This window comes from Streptomyces sp. NPDC088387, from assembly GCF_044753385.1.
GTDB lineage: Bacteria > Actinomycetota > Actinomycetes > Streptomycetales > Streptomycetaceae > Streptomyces.
In genome coordinates this window covers 226573-239073 of sequence record NZ_JBIVNC010000009.1, presented here as the reverse complement: position 1 = coordinate 239073, position 12501 = coordinate 226573, and the positions used below count along the sequence as shown (strand labels likewise).

Below are 12501 nucleotides of genomic sequence, written 5' to 3'. Positions count from 1 at the left end.
GGGACGACAGGGTCGTCGGAGCTGTGTCCGGGAATCATCTTCCCAACCCCATACCCCCAAGGGTACGGCGGCACGCCTCCTTCGCCCAGATCCCGCGCACCTCCGTGGCGGGTTCCAGGGAGCATGCACGAGGGGGCGCCCGTAACGCAATGGTTGCTGCCCGGTACAGGCGGTTTCCACAGCATTCACTTACGCGGAGGGGGGACGCCACCCCTGCCGCACGGACAGTGACCGACCGGTGGCGCAGGCGTTGAACCCCGCGAACCACGCCACAGGGAGCACTCCATGTCCTCATCCCGCACCTCCGCGGAGGACCTGCGCCGGGCGTCGCCCCCCGAGAGGCCCGCCCCGCCCCCCTCCCACTTCCTCTCTCCCCCCTCTTCCGCCCACCCCTCCTCCGCGCCGGCGGACACGGCCACGGACGTGGTCCGCTGGGCGGCCTTCAGCTGCGTACTCGTCCCGGTGGTGCTGCTCTGGTACGGCACCTCGCTGGCCGGCACCACCGGCACCGCGCTCGGCCTGGCCGCGGTGACCGCCGTCTGCCGGGTACTGCTGCGCCGCTCCGAGCGGTGCGCCGCGGCGGCGGCCGTGGCACACGACCACCCGCCGCACGACCACCCGCCGCGCAGCCACCGCCATCGCCATGCCGGGAGTGGCCCGGGGGGCCGCAGAGGCAGGCGTCACCCCGAGGAAACTGGTGGCAGCGACTGACCGGTTTCCGCGCCCCGGCCCGTATCTTTTCAGCCAACTTCTGGTTCTCGTACCCTGAGTGGTACCCCCACCCCCTACCCCCCGTTTGACCTGCACGGAAAGGGTCTCAGGCCATCAGCGCACCCTACGCGGATTGGCCACCGCCACGAGGCGCACTTCCCTGCACGCTCCACGAGTGCAACGCTTCGTGATCGAATGCTTCACGCCAAGTTGCCAAGTCGACAATCTGCCGGGTGCCGATCTGGTCATCCCGGCGGTGCGCGAAGCAGTAGATTCGATCTTGACTGTCTTACGGCGGGGGACTCGTGCAGGACCGAGGGGAAACGTGCAGGAGCGACACAACCGAGGAGCCGCGACCACCGAGGGGGGCTTAGCAGTATGAGCCACGACTCCACTGCCGCGCCGGAAGCCGTGACCCGGAAGTTGTCCGGGAGACGGCGCAAGGAGATCGTCGCGGTGCTGCTGTTCAGCGGCGGCCCCATCTTCGAGAGTTCCATACCTCTGTCGGTGTTCGGAATCGACCGCCAGGACGCCGGCGTACCGCGCTACCGCCTGCTGGTCTGCGCCGGCGAGGACGGCCCGCTACGGACCACAGGGGGCCTGGAACTCACCGCGCCGCATGGCCTGGAAGCGATCTCGCGGGCGGGCACGGTAGTCGTGCCGGCCTGGCGTTCGATCACTTCTCCGCCACCGGAGGAGGCGCTCGACGCACTGCGTCGGGCCCACGAAGAGGGCGCCCGCATCGTAGGACTGTGCACCGGGGCCTTCGTCCTCGCGGCGGCAGGTCTGCTGGACGGCCGGCCCGCGACCACCCACTGGATGTACGCGCCGACACTCGCGAAGCGCTATCCGTCGGTCCATGTGGACCCGCGGGAACTCTTCGTCGACGACGGTGACGTACTGACATCGGCCGGCACCGCGGCCGGAATCGATCTGTGTCTGCACATCGTGCGCACGGATCACGGCAACGAGGCGGCCGGGGCTCTGGCCCGCCGTCTGGTGGTGCCGCCACGCAGAAGCGGAGGCCAGGAACGTTACCTGGACCGCTCTTTACCAGAGGAGATCGGCGCCGACCCGCTCGCCGAGGTCGTCGCCTGGGCACTGGAGCATCTCCACGAGCAGTTCGACGTGGAGACGCTGGCGGCACGCGCGTACATGAGCCGTCGTACGTTCGACCGCCGGTTCCGTTCGCTGACCGGTAGCGCCCCGTTGCAGTGGCTGATCACCCAGCGGGTGCTCCAGGCTCAGCGTCTGCTGGAGACGTCGGACTACTCGGTGGACGAGGTCGCGGGTCGCTGCGGCTTCCGCTCACCGGTGGCGCTGCGCGGCCACTTCCGCCGCCAGCTCGGCTCCTCCCCCGCCGCCTACCGCGCCGCCTACCGGGCGCGCAGGCCGCAGTCGGAGAAGCCGGCCGAACCGGACCCGAGCACCATGCCCCCGCCCCAGCTGCCTCCGCCCACCCAGCTCCACCCCGAATCCGCGGTCCCGCTCCAGACCCGCCGCACGCCTGCGGCGGCAATGAGCGCGGGCTCCCCCCTGGCAAGCCTGCCGGGCCAACGCAGCGGTTCGTAGAGATCGGCCAGGGATCCCCGTCAGCCGGGATCCCTGTCAACGCCGGACCGGCATTCCCAGCCGGTCCGGCGTCCGCCGTCTCCCCGGACACGCCCTCCAGCCCGTCCGCCGTTTGACTCCGGCACGCATTCTGGCCCGTCGGCCGTTTCGTCCGGCCCACATCCCAGCCCGTCCGGCGCTCGAGGACGAGGCCCGTTCAGACCGAAACGGGCCCGCTGCCTTCCAGCGCATCCGCCACCCCCTCCAGCCCGTCCGGCGCTCGAGGACGAGGCCGTCCAGGCCGAAACGGGCCCGCTGGCCTTCCAGCGCATCCGCCACCCTCTCCAGCCCGTCCGGCGTTTGAGGACGAGGCCCGTTCAGGGCCGAAGCCGGGGCATGGGGGCGGCAGCCCCCGGACGCGGACCACCCTCAGAAGTGATCCGCAACTACACGAGGCACCGCAGACCCGGATCCCGGCCGTAGGGTGGTCGCATGAACGATCGCATGGTGTGGATCGACTGCGAGATGACCGGCCTCTCGCTGTCAGACGACGCCCTCATCGAGGTGGCCGCACTCGTAACCGACTCCGAGCTGAACGTGCTGGGCGAGGGCGTGGACATCGTCATCCGTCCGCCGGACGCGGCGCTGGAGACGATGCCGGAGGTGGTACGGACGATGCACACCACGTCCGGTCTGCTCGACGAGCTGGCGGCCGGCACAACCCTCGCGGACGCCGAGGACCAGGTCCTCGCCTACGTACGCGAGCACGTGAAGGAACCCGGCAAGGCGCCCCTGTGCGGCAACTCCGTCGGCACCGACCGCGGCTTCCTGCTGCGGGACATGCCGACGCTGGAGGACTACCTGCACTACCGGATCGTCGACGTGTCGTCGATCAAGGAACTGGCCCGGCGCTGGTACCCGCGGGCGTACTTCAACAGCCCCGAGAAGAACGGCAACCACCGCGCGCTCGCCGACATCCGCGAGTCCATCGCGGAGCTGCGGTACTACCGCGAGGCCGTGTTCGTACCACAGCCGGGGCCGGATTCCGACACCGCGAAGACGATCGCCGCAAAGCACGTCCTGCCTGCGCGGTAGCCGGGTACCGGGCCCCCTTGCGGGGCCCCGGAAAAGCCGGGCGCGAGCACCCCTTCGGACCCTGTACACTTTTTCTCGGCCGGTCAGCGAAGCGCCAAGCTTCCAGCGCCGGTCATGGTGGGTGTAGCTCAGTTGGTAGAGCACCTGGTTGTGGTCCAGGTGGCCGCGGGTTCAAGTCCCGTCACTCACCCTGAACGATCAAGGGCCGACCGGTAAAACGGATCGGCCCTTGATCTTTTCCCCGCCGCGTCTCCCCTCAGACCGCGACCGGCTCCTTCGCGAGGAACTCGTCCACGAACTTCTCCGTCCTGGCGTCGAATTCGGCGTAATGGGCCTCCCGTTCGGCGCCGGTGATCGCGTCGCCGATCAGCAGGGTGCCCTGGGCGTCGATGCGCTGCGGGCGTTCCTCCGCGTCGAGGAGAAGGCCGACGGTGGAGTGGGAGAGGCCGCAGTAGTAGGCGATGCCGTCGTTCAGGGTGGCCTCCAGGGCCGCCTGCATCGGCTCGGCGACGGGGTCGTCGGCGGTGGCGCCGGCCAGGGCCAGCCACAGCATCCGCTTGCCCGCGAGGCGGGGCTTGCTGCGCCCGTAGGCGAAGCCGTAGTTCCAGACGCGGTCGATCCATCCCTTGAGGACCGCGGGCACGCTGAACCAGTACACCGGGAAGACGGCGACCACGACATCGGCGTCGAGGATCCGCCGCATGTGGGCGCGCGTCTCGGCCGAGTACGTCTTCTCCCGGTTGCCCCAGTCCGGCTGGTCCGCCACGTTCATCCGGGGGTCGAACCCCTCGGCGTGCAGGTCGAGCAGGTCGACGCGGTAGCCGGCGGCCTCCAGCCGGTTCACCGCCCGGCGCGCGGTGTGGGCGGTGAGGGAATCGCTGCGGTGGTGTGCGACGACCAGCAGGGCCGACCTACTGTCACTGCTGTCACTGCTGTGCTGCGGCACGGTGTCTCCCGAGAGCTCGATCTGTGCGGTGAGACCAGTACAACCGCAGCCGCGTGGACGATCCATGGGAGATCCTCTCCAGTACATAGGAGATCGTCTACGATGGTGTGATGGATCCTCTGAGTTCACTGCTGAGCGGAATCCGCGCCGAGGGGTCGGTCGTGAGCCACGCCGTTCTGACGGCGCCCTGGGTCATCACCTTCGCCGACGACGCCCCGCTCACCCTGGTCAGCGTGTTGCGCGGAGGCGGCACGCTGCTGCTGCCCGACGGCAGTGAGCGGACCGTCGGCGCGGGCGACACGGCCGTCGTCCGGGGCCCCGCACCGTTCCGCCTCGCCGACGAGGCCGCCAGTGTCCAACGGCCCCACACCCCGTACGAGATCAACTGCTTCACCGAGGACGCCGCGTGCGCCGGCGAGGAACTCGACGGCATCCACTGGGGCTCCGGCCGGGACGGCGCGACCGCGCTGATCGTGGGCGCCTATCGCGCCTCGGGACACCGTCACGAACGCCTCCTGCGCGCCCTGCCACCCGTCCTCGTGGTCGCCGAGGACGCCGACGTGTGCGCCTGGCTGGAGAGCTCCGCCGCCGACGCCGCCCGGCTCTCCGCGGGTTCGCAGGCGCTGATGGACCGGCTCCTCGACTGGTCGCTGGTCTGCACACTGCGTACCTGGTTCGACCGGGCGGGCGCCGACGCTCCCGGCTGGTACCGCGGCCTCGCCGACCCGGTTCTCGCCCCCGCCCTGCACGCCTTCCACCGGCGGCCCGGCGAGAGCTGGACGGTCGCGTCACTGGCCGCCGAGGCCGGCGTCTCCCGGGCGCTGTTCGCCCGGCGCTTCACCGAACTGATGGGCCGTCCGCCCCTCGCCTACCTCACCGAGTGCCGGATGGACGACGCCGGAGCGCTTCTCGCCGACACCGACCTCAGCATCGCCCAGATCGCCAAGACCGTCGGTTACGCCGACGCCTTCGGCTTCAGCGCCGCCTTCAAACGCCACCGGGGCGTCAGCCCCAGCACCTTCCGCACCACGGCGGCCTGAACGAACGCGGTCCGAACGAACGCGGTCCGAGCAAGCGCGGTCCGAGCAAACGCGGTTCGCGCAACTCACTCCGTGCCGCGCGACGCCACGATCAGCGTTGTGGTCAGCTCGATGTGCGCCGCCAGCGCGGTGACGGCGGAGTCGGCGTCGCCGTCGATCACATGCCGGCAGATCGCGGCGTGCTCCCCGGCCGGATCGCGCGCCGCGTCGGACGGGTCGATCGCCTCGGACCAACGGCGGTAGAGACAGGCACTGTTGCGCAGCGCCGTCGCGATCGCGTGGAGCCGGGGACTGCCGCACCCGGCGAGCAGGGCGTCGTGGAAGTCGGCGTGGGCGGCCTCCCAGGCCTCGGTGACGCGGGTCGGGGCGGACGCGTCGCGGCGCGGGGTGTCCGCCAGGGTGAAGTGGGCCGCGACGACCCGGGCCCGCCACGCCGTCTCGCCCCGCTCGATGCCCCGGCGCAGCGCCAGGCACTCGATGTCGACCCTGGTCCGGGTGAGATCGAGCAGGTCGTCGACGGAGATCGGCATGACCTGGAACCCGGCCTGCGGGCTGGCCAGCACCAGCCCCTGCTCGGCCAGTCTGCTGAGCACCTCCCGGATCAGACCGACGCTGGCGTCGTAGGCCTGGCACAGGGGGGTGAACTTGAGCCGCTCACCCGGCGCGAGCCGGCCGGCGAGGATGTCGGCCCGCAGCCGGTCGTGCACCTCGTCGGTACGGGTCTTGGCGGTGGTGGGTGTGGGCGTGGGCATGGACCGCAGGATACCCACGCTGGGAGATGGTCTTCGAGATGGGCCCAGATATTCGAAATTTTGTTGACACCTCGAATATCTCCGTCGAGACTTCTGGCTCATGACCTCCACGAGCCATACGACCCACACGGCCCGCACGACCCGCACGACCAAGCGCACTGTCGTCATCACCGGCGGTGGCACCGGAATCGGCGCCGCCACCGCGGAACTCTTCGTCAAGGCCGGGCACGACGTCACGATCACCGGCCGGCGCGCCGACGTACTGGCCGCCACCGCCGAGCGGTTGGGGGTGGCGCATGTCGCGTTCGACGCGGCCGACCCGGCGGCGGTGCGGGCCGCGCTCCCCCGGTTGCCCGAGTCCGTCGACGTGCTGGTCAACAACGCGGGTGGCAACACCGACCGGCGCCGGCCGCCGGTGGCCGCGGGCGATCTCGGCGGTGTGGCCGACGCCTGGCGGGCCAACTTCGAGGCCAACGTACTCACCGCGGTCCTCGTCACCGAGGCGCTCAAGCCGCGGCTGGCGGACGGCGGACGCGTCGTCACCGTGGGGTCGATCGCCGCCAAGCAGGGATCCGGTTCGTACGGGGCGGCCAAGGCGGCGCTGGAGGCGTGGAACGTCGACACCGCGAGGACGCTGGGTCCGCGCGGGACCACCGCCAACGTCGTGGCGCCGGGCGTCACTTCGGACACGGAGTTCTTCGCCGGCACCGTCTCCGAGGAGTGGGTCGCGGCACGGGTGTCCGCCGCGTTCAACCGCCGGCCCGGCACGCCGGACGAGATCGCGGAGGCGATCTTCTTCCTCGCCCGGCCCGACTCCGGCCATCTGACCGGCCAGGTGATCCACGTCAACGGCGGCGCCCACGCGGCCCGTTAGCCCGTACCGGCGCCCCGACCCGAGACCGCGCGGGTCGCCTCTTCCGCCTCGCTGTGATGAAGTGACCCCTTCACCCGCGTCGCCACTCATGGAGGCCCCGTGTCCCGGTCCCCTCAGGAGATCTTCCAGCGTTACGTCCATGCCGGCGCCTTCTCCCAGGACGCCGCCGCCGTCGCCGAGATGTTCACCGAGGACGGTGTGCTGGAGGCGCCGCTCGTGCCCGCCGGGTCCGTCTTCCCGAAGCGGATGCGGGGGCGCGACGAGATTCGCGAGGGGCTCGCGGCGTACTACGCGCGCCAGGTGCCGGACACCAGGAAGCCGGACGTGGAGAAGTCCCGGTACGCGCTGCACACCACCGGCGACCCCGATGTGTTCATCGCCGAGATCGACACCGTACTGCTCAGCGACGGGGTGGAGGAGACCGTGTCGCTGGTGCAGATCTTCCGGATCCGGGACGGGCGGATCGCCCTGCTGCGGGACTACTTCACGCCGGGCCTGGTGGGCTGAGCGGTCACGAGGACGTACGCGGCACCAGTTCCGTCGCCAGCACCATCTGGCGGCGCTCCGGGACCCGGGAGACCGTCGGGCGGCGGTCCGCGATCTCGGCGAGCAGCAGGTCGATCATGCGGCGGCCCATCTCCTCGATGGGCTGGCGGACGCTGGTGAGCGGCGGGTCCATGTGGCGGGCGATGGCCGAGTCGTCGTAGCCGACGAGTGCCACGTCGTCCGGGATCCGGCGGCCCGCCTCGCGCAGCATGTGCCGGGCGCCGGCCGCCGTCACGTCCGAGGCCGCGAAGACCGCGTCCAGGTCGGGGCGCCGGGCCAGCAGCGCGGTCATCGCGCGGGCGCCGCCCTCCTCTGTGAAGTCGCCCGCCTCGACGAGGAGTTCGTCCACCTCGTGCCCGGCGTCACGCAGTGCGTCGCGGTAGCCGTCGATGCGTCGCTGGGCGCCGTAGACGTCGAGGCGGCCGGTGATGTGGGCGATGCGGCCGCGGCCGCGGGAGAGCAGGTGCTCCACGGCCGAGCGGGCGCCGCCGTAGTTGTCGGAGTCGACCGAGGTGAGGGTCTCGGCGGCGGAGCGCGGGCCGCTGATGACGGCGGGGATCTCCAGCTGGGACAGCAGGTCGGGCAGCGGGTCGTCGGCGTGCACGGAGACCAGCAGGACACCGTCGACGCGGTGGGCCGCGAGGTACTGGGCGAGCCGGGCCCGCTCCCGGTCGCCGCCCGCGAAGATCAGCAGCAGCTGCATCTCGGTGTCGGCGAGCTCGGCGCCGACACCCTTGAGGATGTCCGAGAAGTAGGGCTCGGCGAAGAAACGGGTCTCCGGCTCGGGGACGACTAGGGCGATGGCGTCGGTGCGGTTGGCGGCCAGCGCGCGTGCCGCGGTGTTCGGGACGTAGCCCAGCTCGGCGACGGCCGCCTCGACGGCGGCGCGGGTGGTGTCACTGACCCGGGGCGAACCGTTGATCACCCGGGAGACCGTGCCGCGGCCCACGCCCGCCCGCGCGGCGACCTCCTCAAGGGTCGGCCGTCCGGCCCCCCGGCCCCGCGTTCCCTGGCCTGCCATCGGCTCGCCCTCCCGTCGGACACCACTCGGCCGCTTTCCGTGATCACGTGGCGTCGCCGAGAGCGTGCCTCTCAACGGGCCCGGTCCGCAAGACGGGCCCTTGGCCTGGAATCTAACAGTGGCCCGGTCCTCCGGCGCCGGACGGGCTCCCTCCCGCCTCCCGCAGGGCCGAGTTAACGGGCCGATAACCGAACGCAGCTCACCGTGTCCGCTCCCTTGACACCCCCGCCGTGACCCACGAACCTTCAACACATCACTGATGGGAGCGCTCCCACAGTACCCGACCCATACACATCCCGCACGTTCCCCGCCCGCGCCGCAGCGACACCAACGCGACGCCAACACACGGTCCGCACAAGTATTTCCGGCCGGGGGTCGGCACGTCAGGGCAACAGGAGGACGCACATGCGAGCACCTTCCCGGATCCGCCGCCAGGCGGTAATCCTCGCGGCCGTCGCGTCGCTGGGCGCCGGCCTGCTGGCCGGGTGTGCCGACGACGGCAACGACGAGCCGGACTCGTCGGAGGGCGGCGGCGGCAAGACCACCATCACCCTGGGACTCTTCGGCGCGATGGGCTTCAAGGAGGCCGGTCTCTACGACGAGTACATGAAGCTCAACCCCGACATCACGGTGAAAGAGAACGTGGTGGAGCGCAACGAGAACTACTACCCGGCGCTCGTCAACCACCTCACCACCAACAGCGGACTGATGGACATCCAGGCCGTCGAAGTCGGCAACATCGCCGAGGTGGTGAACACCCAGGCGGACAAGCTGATGGACCTGTCGAAGAGCGGAAAGGAGAGCGACTTCCTGGAGTGGAAGTGGAAGCAGGCCACGACGGCGGACGGTCAGACGATCGGGCTCGGCACCGACGTCGGCCCGATGGCCATCTGCTACCGCAAGGACCTCTTCGAACAGGCCGGACTGCCCACCGACCGTGAGGACGTGGCCAAGCTCTGGGCGGGCTCGTGGGACAAGTTCGTCGACGTCGGCCGCCAGTACCAGGACAAGGCGCCCGAGGGCACCACGTTCCTCGACTCCCCCGGCGGCCTGATCCAGGCGATCCTCGGCAGCGAGACCGAGCGGTTCTACGACTCCTCCGGCGAGGTCATCTACAAGACGAACCCGGCGGTGAAGTCGGCGTTCGACCTGACCGCGCAGGCCGCCGAGGACGGACTCGTCGGCAACCAGACGCAGTTCCAGCCCGCCTGGGACACCACCATCGCCAACAACAAGTTCGCCGCGATGTCCTGCCCGCCGTGGATGCTCGGCTACATCAAGGGCAAGTCGCAGCCCGACGCGGCCGGCAAGTGGGACGTGGCCGCCGCGCCGGAGGCCGGCAACTGGGGCGGCTCCTTCCTGTCCGTACCGAAGTCCGGCAAGAACACCGGCGAGGCCGCCAAGCTCGCCGCCTGGCTGACCGCGCCCGAGCAGCAGGCCAAGCTCTTCGACGTGCAGGGCAGCTTCCCCAGCTCGCCGGCGGCGTACGAGATGCCCGCGGTGAAGAACGCCAAGAACGACATGACCGGTGACGCGCCCATCGGCACGATCTTCGCCGCGGCCGCCGAGAACAGCCCGGTCCAGGTGATCGGCCCGAAGGACCAGATCATCCAGCAGGGTCTGACGGACAACGGCGTGATCCTCGTCGCCCAGGGCAAGTCCGCCGAGGAGGCCTGGAACACGGCCGTCAAGACCATCGACAACAACCTGGAGCAGTGACCGGAATGACCACCCGGCACGACACCGCCGCCGCGCCCCCCGCGAAGGAGGGGGGCGCGGCCCCGGTCGGCGCGAGCGCCCTCACCCCCGAGGAGGGGCGGCGGCGCGCCCGGCTGTCCCGGCGCTGGCAGCGGGACGTCAGGTGGAGCCCGTACGCCTTCGTCTCGCCGTTCTTCCTGCTCTTCCTCGCGTTCGGCCTGTTCCCGCTGCTCTACACGGGCTGGGCCTCGCTGCACCAGGTGGAGCTGACCGCGCCGACCGACATGAACTGGGTGGGGCTGCGCAACTACACCCGGATCTTCGACGACGACTTCTTCTGGAACGCCGCGCGGAACACCCTGACGATCGGGATCATCTCCACCGTCCCGCAGCTGATGATCGCGCTCGGCATCGCGCACATCCTCAACTACCGGCTGCGCGCCTCGACGTTCTACCGGGTCGTGATGCTCGCCCCGTACGCCACCTCGATCGCCGCCGCCTCGCTGGTCTTCGTGCTGCTCTTCGGCCGCGACTACGGGATGATCAACTGGGCGCTCGGGGCCGTCGGGATCGACAACATCGACTGGCAGAACGACAAGTGGCCCTCGCAGATCGCCGTCTCGACGATCGTCGTCTGGCGCTGGACCGGCTACAACGCGCTGATCTATCTCGCGGCGATGCAGGCGATCCCGAACGACCTGTACGAGTCGGCCGCCCTCGACGGGGCCAGCCGCTGGCAGCAGTTCCTGCACGTGACGCTGCCGTCGCTGCGCCCGACGATCCTGTTCACCTGTGTCGTGTCGACGATCGGCGCCTCGCAGCTCTTCGGCGAGCCGCTGCTGTTCGACGCGAACAAGGGGGCCTCCGGCGGCTCCCAGCACCAGTTCCAGACGCTCGGCCTCTATCTGTACGAGCAGGGCTGGGTCAACCAGCACCTGGGCCGGGCCTCCGCCATCGCCTGGACCATGTTCCTGATCCTCATCGTGATCGGGATCGTCAACTACGTCATCTCGCGCCGGCTGCGCGCCAGCAGTCAAGGAGGCCGGCTGTGACGACGACCCTGACCAAGCCCCCGGCGGAGGAGGCCGGGGCGAAGCGGCCCCGGCGGTCCAGGGCGGCCCGCGCGGGCGGGCAGCTGCACGCCGGGCCCATCGCCTACGTGGTCCTCGCGCTGTTCACCGTCGGCTCACTGTTCCCGCTGGTGTGGACGGCGATCGCCGCCTCGCGCGACAACCAGCGGCTCGCCCAGACACCGCCGCCGTTCTGGTTCGGCTCCAACCTGATGGACAACCTGGAGACGGCCTGGACGGACGCCAACCTCGGTGAGGCGTTCCTCAACACGACGATCGTGGCCGGGATCTCGGCGGCGACCATCGTGTTCCTGTCGACGATCGCCGGCTTCGCCTTCGCCAAGCTGCGCTTCAGGGGCCGGGGCGCCCTGATGCTGATCGTCATCGGGACGATGATGGTGCCGCCGCAGCTCAGTGTGATCCCGCTGTACATGCTGGTCGCCGAGCTGGACTGGACCGACCAGCTCCAGGCGGTGATCCTGCCGTCGCTCGTGAGCGCGTTCGGTGTGTTCTTCATGCGGCAGTACCTGATCTCGGCGCTGCCGGACGAACTGATCGAGGCCGCGCGGGTGGACGGGGCGAGTAGCTGGCGGGTGATCTGGCACATCGTGTTCCCGGCGGCGCGGCCGGCGATGGCCGTGCTGGGCATGCTGATGTTCGTCCAGACCTGGAACGACTTCCTGTGGCCGTTCCTGGTGCTGACCCAGACCGGCAACCCCACCGTGCAGGTGGCGGTCGCGGGGCTGGGCCGCGGCTACACCCCCGACCAGTCCCTGATCATGGCGGGCGCGCTGCTCGGCACGCTGCCGCTGCTGCTGGTGTTCGCGATCTTCGGCAAGCAGATCGTGGGCGGCATCATGCAGGGCGCGGTGAAGGGCTGACGCCCGGGGGGGGAGGGCCGGGCGGGCACCGGTCCCCGGCCCTCCCTTCCGAGAACCGGTCCGGCGGGCGCCGGCCCTGCACATCGGAAGGTGGAGCCTGCCGGCTCCGGTCCAGCCGGTCGCGGCCTGGAGTCTGCCGGCTCCGGTCCAGGCGGTCGCGGCTTGGAGCCTGCCGGCTTCGGTCCTGGCCGCCGGGGCCCGGGGCCCGCCGAGTCCGGTCCTGCCGTCGGGGCCGGGATCGCTGTCCCTCCCCCTCCCCTTCCCCTCAGCCCTCACCCACCTCTCCCTTCCTTTCCTCCTCCCCCCTCCGACCCCC

12 protein-coding genes and 1 tRNA gene are annotated in these 12501 nt (G+C 70.6%); 10 read left to right on the top strand and 3 right to left on the bottom strand.

What is annotated here, in order from left to right; all coding sequences use genetic code 11:
• Positions 1 to 285 precede the first annotated feature (285 nt).
• The 4 genes from ACIQAC_RS24775 to ACIQAC_RS24760 all read left to right on the top strand — a co-directional run bounded on the left by ACIQAC_RS24775 (position 286) and on the right by ACIQAC_RS24760 (position 3547).
• A complete protein-coding gene (locus ACIQAC_RS24775; protein WP_402194214.1) occupies positions 286 to 711 on the top strand; it encodes a hypothetical protein in 426 nt (141 codons plus the stop codon).
• A 378-nt stretch (positions 712 to 1089) separates the two neighbouring features.
• A complete protein-coding gene (locus ACIQAC_RS24770; protein ID WP_402194213.1) occupies positions 1090 to 2283 on the top strand; it encodes a helix-turn-helix domain-containing protein in 1194 nt (397 codons plus the stop codon).
• Positions 2284 to 2754: 471 nt separating this feature from the next.
• Positions 2755 to 3357: an oligoribonuclease gene (gene orn / locus ACIQAC_RS24765; RefSeq protein WP_402194211.1), complete on the top strand. Its 603-nt coding sequence runs from the start codon at positions 2755 to 2757 to the stop codon at positions 3355 to 3357.
• 117 nt (positions 3358 to 3474) lie between these two features.
• Positions 3475 to 3547: transfer RNA gene (locus ACIQAC_RS24760), tRNA-His, on the top strand.
• 66 nt (positions 3548 to 3613) lie between these two features.
• On the opposite strand, the gene ACIQAC_RS24755 is transcribed toward ACIQAC_RS24760, so the two are convergent.
• A complete protein-coding gene (locus ACIQAC_RS24755; protein WP_402194209.1) occupies positions 3614 to 4369 on the bottom strand; it encodes an NAD(P)H oxidoreductase in 756 nt (251 codons plus the stop codon).
• Between the two features lie 44 nt (positions 4370 to 4413).
• Between ACIQAC_RS24755 and ACIQAC_RS24750 the strand changes: the two genes are divergently transcribed.
• Positions 4414 to 5343: an AraC family transcriptional regulator gene (locus ACIQAC_RS24750; protein ID WP_402194207.1), complete on the top strand. Its 930-nt coding sequence runs from the start codon at positions 4414 to 4416 to the stop codon at positions 5341 to 5343.
• A 65-nt stretch (positions 5344 to 5408) separates the two neighbouring features.
• Here the strand turns inward: ACIQAC_RS24750 and ACIQAC_RS24745 are convergent, their stop codons facing one another.
• The gene (locus tag ACIQAC_RS24745; protein WP_402194205.1) at positions 5409 to 6095 is read right to left on the bottom strand and encodes a GntR family transcriptional regulator; all 687 of its coding nucleotides are present in this window, start codon (positions 6093 to 6095) and stop codon (positions 5409 to 5411) included.
• Positions 6096 to 6195: 100 nt separating this feature from the next.
• On the opposite strand from ACIQAC_RS24745, the gene ACIQAC_RS24740 reads away from it, so the two are divergent.
• The gene (locus ACIQAC_RS24740; RefSeq protein ID WP_402194204.1) at positions 6196 to 6969 is read left to right on the top strand and encodes an SDR family NAD(P)-dependent oxidoreductase; all 774 of its coding nucleotides are present in this window, start codon (positions 6196 to 6198) and stop codon (positions 6967 to 6969) included.
• Positions 6970 to 7068: 99 nt separating this feature from the next.
• A complete protein-coding gene (locus ACIQAC_RS24735) occupies positions 7069 to 7476 on the top strand; it encodes a nuclear transport factor 2 family protein (protein ID WP_402194202.1) in 408 nt (135 codons plus the stop codon).
• A gap of 4 nt (positions 7477 to 7480) precedes the next feature.
• Here the strand turns inward: ACIQAC_RS24735 and ACIQAC_RS24730 are convergent, their stop codons facing one another.
• Positions 7481 to 8536 (bottom strand): LacI family DNA-binding transcriptional regulator, encoded by a 1056-nt coding sequence (locus ACIQAC_RS24730; protein ID WP_402194200.1) that lies wholly within the window; start codon positions 8534 to 8536, stop codon positions 7481 to 7483.
• A 405-nt stretch (positions 8537 to 8941) separates the two neighbouring features.
• Between ACIQAC_RS24730 and ACIQAC_RS24725 the strand changes: the two genes are divergently transcribed.
• Genes ACIQAC_RS24725 through ACIQAC_RS24715 form a run of 3 tightly spaced genes read left to right on the top strand, consistent with a single transcriptional unit; the run spans position 8942 to position 12185 of the window.
• A complete protein-coding gene (locus ACIQAC_RS24725; RefSeq protein ID WP_402194198.1) occupies positions 8942 to 10255 on the top strand; it encodes an extracellular solute-binding protein in 1314 nt (437 codons plus the stop codon).
• A 5-nt stretch (positions 10256 to 10260) separates the two neighbouring features.
• Positions 10261 to 11286, top strand: a complete 1026-nt coding sequence (locus tag ACIQAC_RS24720) for a carbohydrate ABC transporter permease (protein WP_402194480.1) — start codon at positions 10261 to 10263, stop codon at positions 11284 to 11286.
• Positions 11283 to 12185, top strand: coding sequence for a carbohydrate ABC transporter permease (locus tag ACIQAC_RS24715; protein WP_402194197.1), 903 nt, complete (start codon positions 11283 to 11285; stop codon positions 12183 to 12185). The genes ACIQAC_RS24720 and ACIQAC_RS24715 overlap by 4 nt, the downstream gene beginning before the upstream one ends.
• Positions 12186 to 12501 lie beyond the last annotated feature (316 nt).